An 18,052-nucleotide genomic window follows, 5' to 3' on the forward strand; every position below is an offset into this window, starting at 1 on the left:
ACTCATTGATATTTAAATTTAAGGGATGTGGCAACAATGAAAGTAACAGTTTACTCCAAGAACGACTGCATGCAATGCAAGATGACAAAGCGTTTCCTTAGCGAACACAACGTGGAATTTGAGGAACACAACATCTCTCAGAATCCAGAATACGTTTCCTACCTGAAGGACCACGGTTTCCAAGCGGTCCCAGTCGTGGAAGCTTCTGGCGTACCAGCCTTTTACGGCTTCCGGCCAGACCAATTGACGAAGATTGCGGGCTAATTTAAGTTAGACACAAACCCGTCTCGGCGACGTCGTGTTTGTTCACGGTGGCGCCATTTTTATTTGGTTTTATGATGATCCAGTTTGAATGAAGGAAGAGATGATTAGGATGAGCTTAAAAGACTTAGGTAATGTGACTTACTATGATTTAAACAATGAAATTAACATCCCCGTCGACGGACAGATCCCACTTAACAAGGATCAGGAAGCCCTCCACGCCTTCCTAAAGGAAAATGTCGGCCCCAACACCAAGCGTTTCGATTCCTTGCGCGACCGATTCGACTTCTTAATCAACAATAACTACATCGAGGCCAAGGTGATTAACCAGTACCCCTTCGAATTCGTCGAAGACCTCTACGCCTACCTCAAAGATCAAGACTTTCATTTCAAGTCTTTCATGGCTGCCTACAAATTCTACGCCCAGTATGCCTTGAAGACCGACGACAACGACTACTACCTGGAAAACTTCATCGATCGCGTGGCCATGAACGCCCTGGACTTCGCCGAGGGTGACCAACAGTTAGCCCATGACCTAGCCGATGAAATCATCCATCAGCGTTACCAACCCGCTACGCCTAGCTTCCTTAGCGCGGGCCGGTCTCGTCGGGGGGAACTCGTCTCTTGTTTCTTAATCCAATCGACCGATGATATGAACACGATCGGCCGGACAATTAACTCTGCCCTGCAACTCTCACGTATCGGTGGTGGGGTCGGGATCAGCCTGTCCAACCTGCGGGGCGCGGGCGATCCGATCAAACACATCGATGGTGCGGCCTCCGGGGTCGTTCCGGTCATGAAGTTACTTGAAGACAGCTTCTCTTATTCCAACCAATTGGGTCAACGTCAAGGGGCCGGAGTGGTCTACCTGAGCGTCTTCCATCCCGACATCGTGGCCTTCCTGAGTGCTAAGAAGGAAAATGCCGACGAAAAGATTCGGTTGAAGACCCTCTCACTCGGCGTCACCGTTCCCGATAAGTTCTATGAACTCTGTGAACAAGATGCCGACATGTACCTCTTCAGTCCTTACGACGTTGAACGCATCTACGGCAAGCCATTTGCCTACGTCGACATCACCACCGAATACGACAACATGGTGGCCAATCCCGACATTCGTAAGAAGAAACTGAAGGCCCGTGAGCTGGAAACCGAAATTGGCAAGCTCCAACAGGAATCCGGCTACCCTTACATCGTCAACATTGACACGGCCAACCGGGAAAGTCCCATCGACGGCCGGATCGTCATGAGCAATCTTTGTTCCGAAATCATGCAGGTTCAGACGCCTTCACGCGTCAACAACAAGCAAGAGTACGACGTGCTGGGAACCGACATCTCTTGTAACCTCGGGTCCACCAACATCGTCAACCTGATGACCTCCCCTGACTTCGGCCACTCCGTCGAAACCATGGTCCGCGCCCTCACCTTCGTGACCGACCACTCCGACATCGATGTCGTGCCTTCTATCCAAAAGGGAAACCGACTCGGCCATACCATTGGTTTAGGTGCCATGGGTCTGCACAGCTACTTTGCCAAGAACCAAATGATGTACGGGTCTAAGGACAGTATTGCCTTTACCAGCGTGTACTTCATGCTGCTGAACTACTGGACGTTGAAGGCTTCAAATGAAATCGCTAAGGAACGGCACGAAACGTTCCACAATTTCGACAAGAGCACTTACGCCGATGGCACCTACTTCGACCGCTACACCGAAAAAGACTGGCGACCAACCTCGGCCAAGGTTCAAAAACTCTTTGCCGACGTCTGGTTACCTTCACCTGAAGACTGGGCCGAACTGAAGACCGCCGTCATGCAAGATGGTCTCTACCATCAGAACCGCATGGCCGTTGCGCCTAACGGGTCCATCTCCTACATCAACGACACCACGGCCAGCCTCCATCCGATTATCAACCGGATCGAAGAACGCCAAGAAAAGAAGATTGGAAAGATCTACTACCCAGCCCCATACCTCAGCAATGACACCATGCCTTACTACAAGTCGGCCTACGATACCGACATGCGTCGGGTTATCGACGTTTACGCCGCCGCGCAGAAGCATGTCGACCAAGGGATGAGCCTAACGCTCTTCATGCGTTCTACCCTGCCTGAAGGCCTCTACGAATGGAAGAATGGTCGGACGGATAAGATGACCACGCGGGACCTGAGTATTCTGCGGAACTACGCCCACCGTAAGGGGATCAAGTCGATCTACTACGTGCGGACCTTCACCGATGACAATAGTGAAGTCGGCGCTAACCAATGTGAAAGCTGTGTTATCTAGCAGCACGTCCCACGCCTTACCGGCCGGCAGATATGAGCTGGAACGGTGCGGGCACAACTTTAAGCCTCGAAAAAACCGAGTCTTAAAGCTTGGCCTTCTGCTAAGTCGGCCAAGAACGCCGACCAAGCAGAACGACGCGCCTGAGCTCATATCTGCCAGCCTCTCGGCTTACATTGATGTTAAACATCGACTGTTGTAGTTATTAACAGCCAAGTTTCAAACTTGAGTCATTACGAATTGAAAACTTACAACGTTTTATCATAACAGACATCAACCTAAGCCGGAGGCGGACAGAAATGTAGCCAGCCGTGAAAATAGTGGTAGCTGGCCATTTGGCTAGCTACCACTATGGGCGACTTGGAAGACACGTGTTTTTCGTGGCTTCCAAGCGAGCGAGAAGACTGGTGGTTTGCCAGTCTGAAGCGTCCCCCACAGCAGGCGGAATTTCTGGCCGCCGGAGTGCGAACAAGTTAACGAAAGCTAATCTCTAAATCAAAGGAGTGGTAGCATGGCAAGAATTGAAAACTATAACGCAATTAACTGGAACGCGGTTTCAGACGAAATCGACAAGGCAACTTGGGAAAAATTAACGGAACAATTTTGGCTCGACACCCGGATTCCGGTCTCCAATGACCTGGATGACTGGCGGACACTGGATACCGACCACCAATGGGTCGTAGGTCACGTTTTCGGGGGTCTAACGCTATTAGACACCCTGCAGTCCCAAGACGGAATGGCTGCCCTGAGAAGAGACGTCCGGACGCCTCACGAGACCGCCGTCTTAAACAATATTCAATTCATGGAATCCGTTCATGCGAAGAGTTACTCCACGATTTTCTCCACGTTGAACACGCCGGACGAAATCGACGAAATCTTCCAATGGAGTGATTCCGAAGAATTCCTACAAAACAAGACCAAGCGAATCTATGATCTGTACCACGATGACGAGCATCCCCTGAAAAAGAAGATCTCCAGCGTCTTTCTGGAAACATTCTTGTTCTACTCTGGATTCTTTACCCCGCTCTACTACTTAGGCCACAACAAATTGCCTAACGTGGCGGAAATCATCAAGCTAATCTTGCGAGACGAATCCGTCCACGGAACGTACATCGGTTACAAATTCCAGCTCGGCATGAAGGAACTTACCGACAATGAGCAACAACAAATGAAGGATTGGATGTACGACTTCCTTTACAAGTTGTATGCTAACGAGGAAAAGTACACGCACCTGATGTACGATCAAGTCGGCTGGACGGAACAAGTTCTCACCTTCATCCGCTACAACGCTAACAAGGCCCTGATGAACTTGGGCCAAGATCCCCTCTTCCCTGACACGGCCGAGGATGTGAACCCGATCGTCATGAACGGGATTTCCACCTCCACCGCTAACCATGACTTCTTCTCCCAAGTGGGGAATGGTTATCTGTTAGGTAATGTGGAAGCCATGAACGACAGTGACTACAACATTGGGGAACCCGACGATCCAGAGGATCCTCGCAAATAATCTTTCATAAAAAGAAAAGACAGGCACTCATCGCAACCAACCCAACAGTTGATTGCCGTGAATGCCTGTTTTTCGCATACGAATTTTGGCAAAAGAAGAGAGGTCATGCCGGCGGCACAACCTCTCAACATTTCTGATATCTTATTCCGTGACTTGCTTCTGATCGGCTTCCAGCGTCGTATCCGTGATGTGGTGACGCTTGATGTAGCGTACAACGGTAATGGCACTGAATCCAAAGACCACCGTACAACCCACCATAATCCACAACAACAGACTAGCAGAGACACCCATCAGAGTCGGGGTTGCCAGGGCAAAGATCGCCGTGACCACCCGCACGAAGCCGTATGAGAACCCGGTCATCGTGGCCCGCATGTTAACGGGATACAGGGTTTGACTCCAAATCTTGTAGAGCGCTTCCCCACAGAGCACCGTACTTCCGGAATAGAAGACGTAGACCACCGTGAAGACTTGCCACTGACTACTGAAGAGACCGGCAACCACGAAGGATACCAGGGCCACCGCAATCCCCACATACATAGCGGGGTAACGGTATTTCGAGTCAGAAATTTTCAGATAAATCACATTAATCAACAAACAGAACAGGTTAGCCACTAGCGCGGTCCCCGTGGAGAACATCTGACTCCGGCCATCGACCGTCACCAGGAAGTAGTTCACGAATGACCCCCAGGTGTTGGCTGGCAGGTTCCAGAACAGGTAGAACACCGTGAGTAAGATGAAGGGAACCAACGCCCCACTCGTCTTCAAGAAGGTCCCTAGTTTGACCTTCTTTTCCGGTGCCTCATCCCCCTCATCCGACTGAACGGATGAGGCCAGGTTGGCTTCAATGTCCTTGAACTTACCGGAGAAGACCCGCACGGACCAATTTAACAGGGCCACTAAGGCGATCCAACCGAACAGCGCCATGATACTGCCCATCCCCGAGTTCGCGGTAATAAACCCGATAAACTGAGACAGGAGAATCCCGATCGTCCAGAAGATCTGGGTGGCGGAAATGGCCCGCCCGTAGGTTTGCTTGTTCATTCGTTCGGAAACCACGGCCAATGATGTTGGCAGGTCGGCCCCGGAGGCTAGCCCCGCGATGAAGACCCCAACAACCAGCAATGGCAGATTACCCGCAAACGCCACGATCGCCGATCCCACGAAGACAAAGAAGATGTCGACGTTGAAGACCGTGACCCGGCCAAATTTATCAGATAACCAGCCACCGGCAAAGGACCCAATGGCCACCGCCACCGTCAGCATGGTACTCAGGAACCCGATCGTCCAACTGTTCAATCCCAGGTACTTGGCCCAGATAGGCAAGGCAACCCCCAGGCTGACCAGTAAGGCGGCATCCAGGTAGGACGCAACCCCCGCGATAAAAATCAGGAGCTTACTATCTCTACTGAGCGTCACTTTCTCGTTTGGCATTCTTCAGGCCTCCCTTAATAAGATACTTCTGAATCAAGTAGACCGGCGTACAACTCCAGGCATGACAGTAGCTGTTGAGCAGTGGACTGCCATACGGTGAGTAATCTTGCTGGTTTGGATCGTAGGCTTCCCAGTAGGTGTCAGCGCCCAACGTAATCATGCCACCCCAGTAATGCTTCATGAGGGCGATAGCGTCATCCGTTAAACCGGCTTCGAACAAGGCTTCCGTAATGTGGTGATACATGTATGGCGTCGCAATTCCCGTGACTGGGAAGAGCTGGGCCACCGTCTTTTGCATGATGGCTTTACTCGTGGCATCATCCATGACGTGAGCCAACACCATCCAAGCTTGACTGGCAATGTTGACCTCACGCTGAGGCCCCGAAACGAAGAGTCCTTGGTCAGCATCAAACAACTGGCTCTGCGCGAAGTTAAGTAACTGATCTAACGCGGCTTGGTAACGGTCAACCTGATCATCCTGGGCTTGGTGAGCCAACTGAATGAATTGCCGTAGGGCGTAAATCATCACAGCTTGTCCAGCGGTCGTCTTATCGAAATCATTGGACCAGTCGACGAAGACCGGATAGTCATCGGACAATTGAAGTTGTCCTTGGTCATCAACCTTTGCTAAGGCGACGTCCATTTGCTTCTTGGCAACGGGGTACAGATCCGTTAATAGCTGATCGTCCTCGTCATAATTTTCATAATCACTGAGAATTGAAATGAAGAACAGGCTGTAGTCGAAGAGGAACGTGTCATCTGGCACATCCTTGGGCTGTGTGAAGACGTTAGCCACCACGCGACCATCGTCGGCGGGCATAGCCCCGAACAGATACAGGCAACGCTTGATAATATCGGTATTGCCAAATGTGGCGTAGTCCGCTAGGGCCTGTAACCGCAAGTCCCCAATCCATAACCGGCGATCCCGCTTGGGACCGTCTTCGAAGACCTCTTGCATACAGTCTTCCAGGGTCTTTAAACCCACCTGATAGATCCGCTTTAACATTGGATCGGCCAGTTCGGGAACCGTCACCTGACGCGCATCCACTGAGGACTGCGTGATCACTTGCGGCTGATCGAAGACGACTTGCCACTTGGGTGAGGTATCGAGCACGGTGATTTCGACGTACCGGAAACTGTAGCGCCGTGGTAAGTCGATCGTAGCTGGTAATTGGTCCAAGTGAATGGTTTCCTCTTGAATCCAAGATTTGCTGAGCCAACCATCATAGTCGGCACTGTTGTAGCTCAATTCCACTGGCATTTCGGCAAAACGAATCCGACAGAACAGCGGCGCATCCATGGGTGACCCCGTGGCCGTTGCCTTGATACTGAACTTGCCGACGCAGTGTTCCCCGAAATCAAGGATGACCCGGCCGTCACGCTTCAACGGCTGATTAACCAGATCCGAAACCTCGGCAACCTTCTTCACACCGTACCCACCTAACAATTTAGGCTGGTGGTCCAACGCGACGAGAGCCGTCGGTGTGACGACGTGGTGCTTGAGGGTTGGCTTGAACCCTTGCGACTTGGCCAGCAAGACCTCGTCGTGTTTGAATTTAACTTCATCGTTTACTTGAAATGTAAAAGCCATTTTGTCACTCTCTTTCTAGCAAGTTCTCTTTAGAAGTCGTGAACGTTGTGCTTTCTCTGAAGACGCATCATGGTTAACCCGGAAATGAAACTGATTAAGATAATTCCGGCGAATCCAAACATGGTGTACTTGATCATGCCTGGAACCACTAAGGCTGGCGTCACAATGGCAAACAGCCCACATAACATCCGTGAGAATCCGTTGATAAACCCTTGAACACCGGCACGAACTTCGACTGGGAAGGATTCTTGCGTCCAAACTTTGTACATCGCTTCACCGGCGATACTGTTCCCGATGTTGTACAACCCAATGGCGATAACGATTGGCCATAAGGCGTGACTACTCAAGGCTAAACCAAGCATTGCGGCGAATTGAACAATGGCCCCAACGATAAAGAACTTGTTCCGGTACTTGCCCCCAGAAACGGAAGCAAAGGCCATGGTGGAGAATAAGGAGATAAAGTTTAAGATAACCCCGGCACCAGTGGCGAAACTTTGACTAGCATTGGCTTGAACCAGCGTGAACGTTTGGAATTGACCAAAGGTGTTGGCTAATAAGTTCCAGCAAATGTAGAAGATGAAGATTCCGAAGAAGAAGCCCATGTACTTGCCACGGTTTGACCCAGCAAAGACAGACTTGATAGAAACTTTTTCGGTAACGTTGGCTTCCTTTTCGTGTTCGAGTCGACGCTGTTCCCCTTGTTCGTGAAACGTCTTGAACTTGCTAGAGAATGTCCGCCATGCCCAAGTAATGAGAGCAAATGCTGCTAATAATGAAAAGACAAGGCGTGCACCCGTAGCACCGGCCATCCGTGAAACCACGAAGGCCCCAACGTAGGAACTGAAGACCCCGATTTGCCAGAAGATTTGCGTCGATGAAACTAATTCATTCGACGTCTTCTCGTTTGGCGAGTCGTGAGAAATAACGGTTAAACTAATTGGTAAGTCGGCCCCGGAAGCAAATCCGGTCACGATAACCCCAATGAGTAACATTGGAAAGCCTGTGGCGGCCACACAAATCAATGCTCCTAAAGCGTAGAACAAGTTAAGGGAGTTAAATGATCGAATCAACCCGAAGGCCTTCGTAATCTGCCCGGCTAATAAAGAACCAAAAGCAATCGCGAACGTTAACGCCCCAGAGATAAACCCAACTTGGGCATTGGTCAGATTCAACCCGGCTTGCCAAACGGTAATCGTGGCTGACAATCCAACAATAATTCCTGAACCTAAAATGGATCCGATCCCAGCTGCAATCGCAAGTGGTCTATATTTACTGAACTCGGATTTTTGAACTTCACCATTATTCATATTGATGAACCTCCTTCTGTTTATGCCTTAATTGTAAGCGCTTAAATTAATGACAACAATATCCCCAGCACAGCTCCTTGATTGCAAAATCACAGGTAAAAATTGTATAATTTAATAAATTGGTTTACTTAAAGGAGGGCGCGTTATGGCATCACGAATCTTAAGTCAACTACTCTTTCGCCTGAACCGGGTGGAACGTTACCAAAAGAAAACAGGTCAAAATTTCAATTACGACAACTTGGATTTTATTCATCACCCGATCCCGCGAATGCCCCAATTCGAGTTCTTTCAGGAGTCTAATATCGCGATTACCAAGAACAATCGTTTCTCCTACACCCCGGCCCACACGCATGATTTCATTGAATTTAACTACATGTACTCCGGCTCCTGTATCCAGTACATCAACGACGAACCCATCAAGCTCCGGCAGCATCAACTCCTGGTCATGGACCGCGACGTGGTCCAGCGCATCGACTATGCTGGTCAGAAGGATATCATCATTAACATCCTCCTCAGAGATACCGACGACTTCGCCGAATCCGCCGGTTACCTGAAGAACTCTGCGGACACCGTTTCCCAGTTCCTGTACAATGCCGCCAAACGAGATTCCCCCCATAACAACTTCATCATCTTCGATCTCAGTAAGAATGAGGTCGCCACGAAGCTTTTGGAGAGTCTCGCTATCAAGGGTCTCGAAGACACGGCCAATCGTAATGAACTCCTGCGACTCATTTTTGCGGCCCTCATGGTGGAGCTACCGGGAACGATTCGACGCCGTAGTATCAGCTACACCAACCCCGCCAATGATGAATTCCTGCCAATTCTGCGCGCCATCAGTGCGGAATACCAGACGGTGTCGCTCAGTGAGCTTGCCACCCGTTTCGGCTACAATACCAACTACCTCGGCGACAAGATCCGTGAAATGACCGGTAAGAGTTTCAAGGAACTCATCGACCGCCGCCGATTAGCTGCCGCGCAAAACCTGATGATTCGGACGAGCTGTAGTGCCGCTGAGATTTGCGATATCATTGGGTACAAAAACAACTCCTCACTCTTCCGCCTTTTCAAAAAGTACCTAGATATCACCCCCTCGGCCTACAAGGCTAAGGTGAGTCACCAACGCCTGATTACCCAGCCCCTCTTGCCCGAGGTTCGCGGTCACGCCAGTCGCACGCCACAGAACTAAATTATCTCTTGTCACCCCGACTCGGTTGGCGTACTATCGACTAAACAGCACCTAAATTGGGTCGCTTAACAATCACGGTGCATGACACTGAAGTGACTACGCGATTGTTTTATAATGATGTCGACTACCAATAGATGAGGGGATCAGATTATGCCAAAAATTAAAAATGTTTGTGTTTTCTGCGGATCAAATCATGGGTTCGACCCTGCCTTTCTGGACCAAACCAACGCCCTAGGCCAGTACTTAGCCAGCCATGACCACCCCGTGGTTTACGGTGGCGGTAAAGAAGGACTGATGGGCGCCATTGCCAAGTCCACCATGGATGCCGGTGGCGAAGTTATCGGCATCATTCCCACCTTTCTGAGCGAGATGGGACTGGCCGAAACGCATATCACCACCCTGCTGGAAACGGCCACGATGGACGAACGTAAGGACGAAATGCTCCGGCAGTCCGACGCCTTTATCGTGTTGCCTGGGGGCTTTGGCACCTTCGAGGAGTTCACCACGATGCTCTCCTGGAGCCAAATCAACGTTCACCAGAAGCCAATCGCCCTCTTCAACATCAACCACTACTACGATGAACTCGTGGCCATGATGGTGAAGTGTTGTGACGCCGGATTTGCGCCGAAAGAGAACCTGGATCTATTTATTAACGCCAGTTCCATCGATGGGATCTTCGATGGCTTTGCGAACTTCCATCACCAATTGCCTTACAAATACACGAACTAAGTCACTTGGAGTCCTTGATTGGACTCCTTTTTTATTGCTTCATATAGTTTGGAAGGCCGCCTGCGGCTGCCAGGGATTACGCCTGCTGTGGGGACGCTTCAGCCTGAGACCCGGGCTTCTCGCTCGATTTGAAGCCCCGCCAGGGACGCGGGTCTTCAAATTCGCCCGTGATGTAAGGCCGAGAAAAACACTCGGTCTAACATCACCGCCACGGCCGACTCCATCCCTGACCTCCTCCGGCTATGATCCGCTCTTAAAAGGGTCACTGGCTGGCCTGACCAACTAAATTAGTGAGTAAAATCTGTTATGACGCACGACCTTAGTAAACTTTTTATGAGAGTTTTTGACCATTCACCCGGCTTGATTTGAAAAGAGTTCAGCAAAAGTCAATTCTGGATTTACAAGTGTTAAGAGCATTTTCAAACGAAAATGACTGTACCAAAAAAGCGGTATGCCAATTGGCACACCGCTTTCGTTTTCATTCAAAGTCGTTTATTTCTGATTCCAATCAATCTCATCCGTCAACCAGCCACTCATCCAACGTGGCACCAATTTGGTGGTCACGGTCGTTGCGCGGCGATTGATGGCCAAGACCAGCTGGAGCATGGTGAAGACCAGTGACGCCCGACGCCGATACGCCAGGTACTTCGGTTGCCAAGTTGCCACATACTTCTCCTTGTATGCGCGTAAGCCCTGGAAACTGTAAATGCTGGACCCGTATTCATAAATCAGATGCGCCAGTCGTTCCTCAATGAAACTGAATTCCGACAGACCCACGTTAGATAACGGTGCCATCCCCAGGTTGAAGGTCTGATAACCCTCCTCACGACACAGGTCAAAGAGAAAAACAAACAGGCCATCCATAATCCCCGACGGTGCGTTAGGACTCTCGCGCATCAGATCGATCGACGTCATCACGTGTTCACCAGTCGGCATGAGGTTCGCGAAGGCCTGGATCTCACCCGACGCATCGCGCATAACCGCTATCGGAGATTCGTCCAAGTAGTGGCGGTCGAAGAATCCCATGGAGAAGCCCTTCTCCGCGGCATCCCCCAGCCAAGCATCGGAAATAGTCTTGAGCTTTTGATAATTCTCATCACTCAATGGCGGCTGCAGGAGTTCGCAGGTATAGCCCTCACGATGGAACTTATTCACTACCGACCGTTCCCCACGGTGCGCCTTCCCGGCTAGATTGAAGGTTGCCAGATCGACGTGACCTTCTTCTCCTACCTTGATGAAGTCAAAGCCCATCTCGTGAAGATGGAGCGTCAATTTTTCCGTGATTTCGTAGAAGACTGGCCGCAGTCCGGCCTGATCCGCATCGTGCATGAAGGCCTGCAGCGCTGGCACAATCAGATCCTGATTACCGATAGGTTCTCCCATCACCAGGACCTTGTCGGCACTCTGCCGGAACAGGAGGAACAACTGATCCTCACCATTTTCTTGATAATAATAGACTTGCTTGTCCTTTAGGAAGGCCAGGTGGCTAATTTCATTGCCCCCGAAGCGCTTGATGATCGCACGGATTCTATCGCCGTCAAACGGCGTGTGGAGCCATTCTGGCTCTGGTTTGGCCAGATACCGGTAAATCCCCCCGAGAATCAACAGAGCCACCAGCAGGCCTCCCAGGCCATTTAACCAGACCTGCGTCGACGGGAAGAGCCACGTCTTAGGAATCCAAGAATGATGGTGCTGAACCCGAAAGGTCGAAATGCCGAGAATCGTGTAGACCACGAAGGTGCCGACGAAGATGATCCCGTCAACTAGCAGTCCCCCCCAGGAATAATGAAATCCCTGACGGTAAAGTTCGGGTCTGGCTAGAATCAGACAGAGTAGCACGAGTCCCAGCAGGACCGCCAAGCCCCCCGGAAAGTTTTCTCGCCAGAGGGTGTTGCCGATCGCGATGACCAGCACCACCATTGTCGGCCAGTAGGCTAATTTGACGCGGGAGCCAACGCCCCGGGCCAACCCAATGAGTAGGAAGGCCATGATGATGTTGGAAACCTGGTCCAAGAAGTAAAACATATAAGGCACTAAGCGAATGTAGAACGTATTCATTAAGACCACGTCCGGAATGGTCGCGTACAGCAACATCATAATTCCAGAGAAGTACATGAAGACGGTCACGAAGAGGTGGGCACTGCGCCGAATGACGGCAATCGGTAACCCGTTGAGAAAGGTGTTGATCCTGCGTCCGGCATCGTGGACAAAGAGGCCGACACCCAAACCAAATGGCAGGAAGTAATAAAACAGCCGATACAGAATCAGCCAGCCCGCGGCATCCGCGCGGCCAACGCCCAACAGACCGAGTCCCAGAATCATGAAGACGTCAAATGATCCCAGTCCCCCGGGAATCATCGAGACGACCCCAGCAACCGAGGCCACCACAAACATTGGAAAAACGGCAATCAAGGGGATTGGCATGTGTAGCGCCCAGCCAATCGCTAGGAAGAAGAGCGCACAGCTCCCCCATTCCAGCGTCGAGCCCCCAATGAGCTTGAGTTCACGTGACCACGTCAGATCCTTGAAGAAATCATTATCGCTGAGGCGGGTGAAGAGGAAGAGTCCAGGGAAGTACAGTCCGCCACCCAGTAACCAAATCCAGTAACCGCGGAAGGGCTGCCCGACGTCGAAACCAAAGAGACAAATCAACGCGACCCAACAGGCCAATGACAATCCGGAAAGGAGGAATAAGGCAATCTTAGAGATAGCGTAGAGTACCTGTTTCTTAGACGCCGAACGCGAATAAAAGTTTGCCCGCAGACTGGCGCCGAGAATGCCCCCCATCCCCATGAGGTTCGTGAAGGTATTGGTCACCCAACCACTACGGATGATATATCCCGTGGAAAATTCGCCGGGTAAGAATTCAACAATTGTGAAGTCATAGACCAGCATGGGGAGCACCGCAATAAAGCCCCCGACCATTAAGAGTCCTAACGTCCCCCAACTCAGGGATGCCAGTTCGCTTTGAACCTGCTCACCGCTGATCTCACGACCGACCCGGCCGACTTCCCGAATGATAAATAGCAGGATCGAGAAGAAGAAGATTCCCTTGATCCACGTTAAGCGTTTCTGTATAAAACCCCAGACTCTTTTCCCCATTATGATTCCCCCCTGTAGTCCTTTATTATCGCAATCGTTTCCCCAAAAACCAATCAAGTGGCTGTCTGAATATCCCCGTTAAGTCACCTGACTAACCTTGCGTCCCCACGCTAAGGTTTAAAAGGCTTTGGCAAATTGTGATATCGATGTTGAGATCGCCCGTGAAAGGTACACGGCCCGATCGTTATGAGTTGTAATCAAGGTTACCATAGCTTTCCCAGTTTAGAGAACCCTGCAGAAATTCTTACGGATCTGTTAAGAAACACCTCCTCAGGATCTAAAAAAGGGCGGCCATCAGCGTGGCCGCCCTTCGTCGGATTGGTTCCCCCCAATCCGACGTTTCCCAATTAATTTGTGTTATTTAACCCTTTGTTTCCCCTGATTCCGATGACCATCTTGACGCCGCCAAGATTCAGCGACACCCACGAATCCAAGCAGACCAACGAGCGACAAGCTGACACCAGTCCGGCCGCCGGGAACCCGGTAGACTAATTTGACTTGATTATTTCCAGCCACGATCGGAATTGCCGTCAGACCATAGAGTACCCGCTTGGTCGAAACGCGCTTGCCATTGACCCAGGCCTGCCAACCGGAATCATTCGCCAGACTCAGATACAGCCAATTCTTTTTAGCGGTTCCCTGAACCTGCCCACTCAGCTGTGTCTGAAAGCGACTTGCCACCGTACGAACCGTTAAGGCCTGACGTTTAACACTAGCCATGGCCTGATCGAATTGTGCTTGCCGCAACGACATCACCCGCACCCCATACATGGCAATCGGATAACGCGCCCCAAACCGAACCTTGACCGTGTCACCCGTCTTAAAGGTTCCCAGTTTAATCAACGCCGACTCCCCGTTGGCATTCGTATTCGGTGTGACAAATTTACCATTGACCCGCATCGTGGAGTACTTGGTCTTGCCATTCTGTGCCCAGAGATACATGGGCCCATTAGCCCTGGCTGTCAGGTGTAAAACATGATGATAGATGTATTTTGTTGGCACCCCTTTAACCGTATGGACCACTCTCATCTGATCCCTCTGTTGCGTCGCCAATGCCCCATATGGCGTGGTACTTGGCCGAATCGCCTAAAGTATCGCTTCCTGATTAACCAAGGCATCCGCTGAGAGTTGTACATCGTTTAAAGCCGTAGTTGTCGCAAAACCCATCCCCACATATCCCGGTGCAGGATGAATAGACCCACTACTCGTCGCCAACTGACCAGTCTGCTTGACTCCGAGAAGCATGTTCGTTACCGGTGTCAGTCCGACTGAGCTAATCCGTCGCACGTTGTCACTAAACATTCCCAGACGTTGCAGCGTCTGCCGGGTCCGCTCATTTAATGCCGAGTTATACCCCGACACCCCGTGAAAGTTAAAGAGTAAGCTATCATTGTAATTTTTATATGCCGACTGATAAGCCTGGTTAATCAAGGTATTTTCGTTTTGAACCCGATATAGCTGGCCATCCGGATCATTGATCTGACTCATTTGGTGATTCTCCACCTGGTAGGCACTCGCATAGGCCGCCTGACTACCAAATTTACTGGTGCTCATCGCCAAGATAAAGTTCCCGGCAACTTCGCTGACCACAACCACCCCCACTAAGGCTTGCCGCAAACGACGGCGGGTGCCAAAGATGACCAGGGCCGTGACAAAGACATAAACCGTGGCCAATCCCAGACTTTCCCAGTGAACCCGTTGAATTAAGCCGTAATAGCTAGCCAACTTCGGTGACCTTCCCGAGACCAAGCGCGACATAATCGGAATCAACATTGCCCCACCAACCGCCAGGATCGCTTGGACAAAGGGCAATCCCTGCTGCCACCTCAGCGCAATTTTCCTTGGCTCGGCTTGCCAAGCGGCAAAGGCCAACATCACCATAACGAAACTAAAGAAGAAGACATTACGGAAAGGAAAACCTGCTGGCGCCTGCATCAGATGCCACATGGTGTTCAAGATCCGTAGCCACATGCCCATAAACAAGGCACCCAATAAGCCTAATGCCGAGAGCTTCTGTTGCCGCGAGAATCGCGGATGGACGAAGTAAACAAGCACCAGTAGGGCAACAGTGCTGGTGACAAACACTGTGGGTGCGTGCATCAGTCGTTGGGTGTCATTGGTAGCTCCCAAGCCAAACTGGGTGAAGAACTCGGGCCCAAACTCTGGAACTAGCCGGAAGTTAAGTGCTTTAGCGGTTCCCTTGGCCGTTCGGAGCATGCCAATCCCCGTGGGAATCAGAAGTATCGCGGTACTGGCCCCACTCAAGGTTGCCGTCACGACGAAACGAGTCAATGGTCGCCACCATTTCTTGAAAGGAATTGACCGTTCCGCCAGACAGTAAATGACGTAACAAACACTAAATAAGCAGGTCATGTAACCCAGATAGTAGTTGACCATGATGCTCACCCCCAGCCACCAGAAAAAGGCGGTCGGCCGGTGATCCGTGACGATCCGGTCAATGCCATAAGCGACTAATGGCAACACGATCAAGGCATCCAACCACATCAGGTCAAAGAAGTTTACCGCAACGAAACCACAAAAAGCAAAGGCAATCCCAAAAACCAGGCTCATACGTCGCACCGTTTTGAAATGGACTTGCAGGAACCAGGTCATGGTCGCTACAATCGTGGCAATCTTAGCCATGATAATCACACTTGCCGCTACCGGCACGTTTTCAGCACTGAACAGCAGGACAATCAGGTTAAAGGGACTCATTAGGTAATAGGCTAACGTTGGAACCACACCGCCCCCGATCGATTGTGAGAACGTATAGAGATGAAACACGTGGTACCGTAAAGCATGTTGTAGTGCCGTTAACAAAGGAATGTATTGCGTCCCCATGTCACTCATCAATAGACTCTTACTTCCAAATGGCGCCACGTGCCAGAAGGTAAAAGCCAGAGCAACGACTCCCAAGGCTACTCCGAAGGCCAATCCAACGTTTTGCCAACGGCGTCCTCTCAAGATCTTCCGCATCCTTACTCACCCCACTTCTCGACTAGGGATTTCCCCCATCTCCGTTCACCTAAACTAACCACCTGAAACCACCACCCAACCGCCAGCAGGAGACTTCCCAAAACATCCGTAGGGTAGTGGTTGCGTAGACCCAGACGTCCTAAGATAACTCCCAGAACGATTAGACTCACCATGGTCACTGCTAACCAAAAAATCCAGTTGTGTCGTAGAACACCACAGAGTACCGTGATCACCATGATCGCTAGCAAGGTCGTGCTAAAGACATGGCCACTGGGAAAGCTGAAACCCGTGTCGGCTATGACCTGAAAGCTAGGCCGTGGCCGCCCCATAAGATGCTTTAGGACCAGAAGAAGACCGTCACCACCGACTAATCCAATCGCGACCATCTCGCCCCAGAAGGGTTGGCGCCAGTATAAGAGAACTGCTGCTAGGATAACAATTAGTCCTCCCGTCAGAATGGGACTACCAAGCGTCGTTAAGATCTCCCAGAACCCCACATGCGCCCCTAACTCAGCTACAGCGTCCAAACCCGCCTGGTCCAGCTGAAACACAATACCTGCGTGAATCTTAACTAAGATGGCTAAGATTCCAAATAACCCTAGAAACCCTAAAGCCACTTGTTGATTTCGTTGTGAATTTGTCATCATCATCCCTACCGTTTCTCTTTAATCAGATACTGTGGTCGCCGTTTTGTCTCCAGGTAAATCTTGCTGACATACTTCCCAAGAATTCCCAGGCAAAGCAATTGCAGACCACCTAACATCAGAATAATTGTCACCAGAGATGGCCAGCCAGCCGTTGGATTGCCAAACAGTAATGCCCGAATCACAATCCAAATCATCCCCAAGATGGCCGCCACGAAGGACAAACCGCCCAGCCACGAGGCAATCGACAGGGGTACCTCTGAATAATCCATGATGCCTTCTAAGGAATAGGCCAACAGCTGACGTAATGACCAGTGGGTGTTCCCAGCAACCCGGTCGCGGTGATCGAAGGTTAAGACCTTGGCCTTGAACCCGACCCAACTGAAAATTCCCTTTGAAAAGCGGTTCACTTCGGGTAAATCAATCACGGCTTGAACCACTTGGCGGGTCATTAACCGATAATCACGAGCCCCTGGTCGAATCTTAACCAGAGAGAGCCCGTTGATCACGTGATAGAAAGCTTGAGATAGCTTTGACCGTAACCAAGGCTCCCCACTGCGATCAATCCGTTGGGTTTCGACAACATCGTAATCCGAGGTGGTCAGCGTCTCAATCATCGTTGGTAACAGTTCCGGCGGATCTTGCAGGTCGGCGTCCATGACGGCCACGTAATCCCCTTGGGCCTGCTTTAAGCCCGCCAACAGGGCAGCTTCTTTCCCGAAGTTTCGTGAGAAGTTCACGTAATGGACCTGGTCGGGATGGCCGACCTGGAGATAAGTCATTTGCTTCAAGGTCTCGTCCGATGACCCGTCGTTAACAAACCAATATTCCCAGCTCAAGTCCTCTCGTTGTTGTTTAAATTTCTCTAGAATATCATCCACCCGTTGATAAAAAATGGGAATGCTCTCTTGCTCGTTGTAACAAGGCACGATGATGGATACTAAGGTCATGATGAGTCCTCCTTCAGGACGAATTGTCAAACCAAGTGCAACACTTTATCAAATAAAACTTCTTCAGGGGTACAGTAGTCTAGAACCTTTCTC

At 50.7% G+C, this 18,052-nt stretch carries 11 protein-coding genes and 1 pseudogene; 5 read left to right on the forward strand and 7 right to left on the reverse strand.

Annotation, left to right across the window (positions count from 1 at the left end):
- Positions 1 to 36: 36 nt before the first annotated feature.
- The 3 genes from nrdH to nrdF all read left to right on the forward strand — a co-directional run bounded on the left by nrdH (position 37) and on the right by nrdF (position 4,043).
- Positions 37 to 264, forward strand: coding sequence for a glutaredoxin-like protein NrdH (gene nrdH, locus OCU14_RS08725; RefSeq protein WP_261810700.1), 228 nt, complete (start codon positions 37 to 39; stop codon positions 262 to 264).
- 109 nt (positions 265 to 373) lie between these two features.
- On the forward strand, positions 374 to 2,539 hold the full coding sequence (gene nrdE, locus OCU14_RS08730) for a class 1b ribonucleoside-diphosphate reductase subunit alpha (RefSeq protein WP_261810701.1): 2,166 nt from the start codon (positions 374 to 376) through the stop codon (positions 2,537 to 2,539).
- A gap of 508 nt (positions 2,540 to 3,047) precedes the next feature.
- Positions 3,048 to 4,043, forward strand: a complete 996-nt coding sequence (nrdF, locus tag OCU14_RS08735) for a class 1b ribonucleoside-diphosphate reductase subunit beta (RefSeq protein WP_261810702.1) — start codon at positions 3,048 to 3,050, stop codon at positions 4,041 to 4,043.
- A 141-nt stretch (positions 4,044 to 4,184) separates the two neighbouring features.
- Here the strand turns inward: nrdF and OCU14_RS08740 are convergent, their stop codons facing one another.
- From OCU14_RS08740 to OCU14_RS08750, 3 genes are read right to left on the reverse strand one after another with little or no spacing between them, the layout of a single operon-like run.
- Complete coding sequence (locus OCU14_RS08740) at positions 4,185 to 5,474, reverse strand: MFS transporter (protein WP_261810703.1); 1,290 nt, start codon at positions 5,472 to 5,474, stop codon at positions 4,185 to 4,187.
- Entirely contained in the window at positions 5,446 to 7,065 is a 1,620-nt protein-coding gene (locus OCU14_RS08745) for an alpha-L-rhamnosidase-related protein (RefSeq protein ID WP_261810704.1), read from the reverse strand. Before OCU14_RS08745 ends, OCU14_RS08740 begins: the two co-directional genes overlap by 29 nt.
- A gap of 29 nt (positions 7,066 to 7,094) precedes the next feature.
- Complete coding sequence (locus OCU14_RS08750) at positions 7,095 to 8,372, reverse strand: MFS transporter (protein ID WP_261810705.1); 1,278 nt, start codon at positions 8,370 to 8,372, stop codon at positions 7,095 to 7,097.
- Between the two features lie 145 nt (positions 8,373 to 8,517).
- Here OCU14_RS08750 and OCU14_RS08755 point away from each other — a divergent pair, with 145 nt between their 5' ends.
- Together OCU14_RS08755 and OCU14_RS08760 are read left to right on the forward strand one after the other, a co-directional pair.
- Positions 8,518 to 9,558, forward strand: a complete 1,041-nt coding sequence (locus OCU14_RS08755; protein ID WP_261810706.1) for an AraC family transcriptional regulator — start codon at positions 8,518 to 8,520, stop codon at positions 9,556 to 9,558.
- Between the two features lie 150 nt (positions 9,559 to 9,708).
- Positions 9,709 to 10,287 (forward strand): LOG family protein, encoded by a 579-nt coding sequence (locus OCU14_RS08760; protein WP_261810707.1) that lies wholly within the window; start codon positions 9,709 to 9,711, stop codon positions 10,285 to 10,287.
- Between the two features lie 492 nt (positions 10,288 to 10,779).
- Here the strand turns inward: OCU14_RS08760 and mprF are convergent, their stop codons facing one another.
- From mprF to OCU14_RS08780, 4 genes and pseudogenes are all read right to left on the reverse strand, one after another.
- Positions 10,780 to 13,389 carry a bifunctional lysylphosphatidylglycerol flippase/synthetase MprF gene (gene mprF, locus OCU14_RS08765; protein ID WP_261810708.1) on the reverse strand — a complete coding sequence of 870 codons (2,610 nt, stop codon included), beginning with the start codon at positions 13,387 to 13,389 and terminating at the stop codon, positions 10,780 to 10,782.
- A 357-nt stretch (positions 13,390 to 13,746) separates the two neighbouring features.
- A pseudogene (locus OCU14_RS08770) lies at positions 13,747 to 16,365 on the reverse strand (YfhO family protein).
- Between the two features lie 2 nt (positions 16,366 to 16,367).
- Positions 16,368 to 17,009 carry a phosphatase PAP2 family protein gene (locus OCU14_RS08775; protein WP_261810709.1) on the reverse strand — a complete coding sequence of 214 codons (642 nt, stop codon included), beginning with the start codon at positions 17,007 to 17,009 and terminating at the stop codon, positions 16,368 to 16,370.
- 8 nt (positions 17,010 to 17,017) lie between these two features.
- Entirely contained in the window at positions 17,018 to 17,959 is a 942-nt protein-coding gene (locus OCU14_RS08780) for a glycosyltransferase family 2 protein (RefSeq protein WP_261810710.1), read from the reverse strand.
- Positions 17,960 to 18,052 lie beyond the last annotated feature (93 nt).

Origin of the sequence: Levilactobacillus humaensis (genome assembly GCF_024345185.1) — a bacterium.
GTDB lineage: Bacteria > Bacillota > Bacilli > Lactobacillales > Lactobacillaceae > Levilactobacillus > Levilactobacillus humaensis.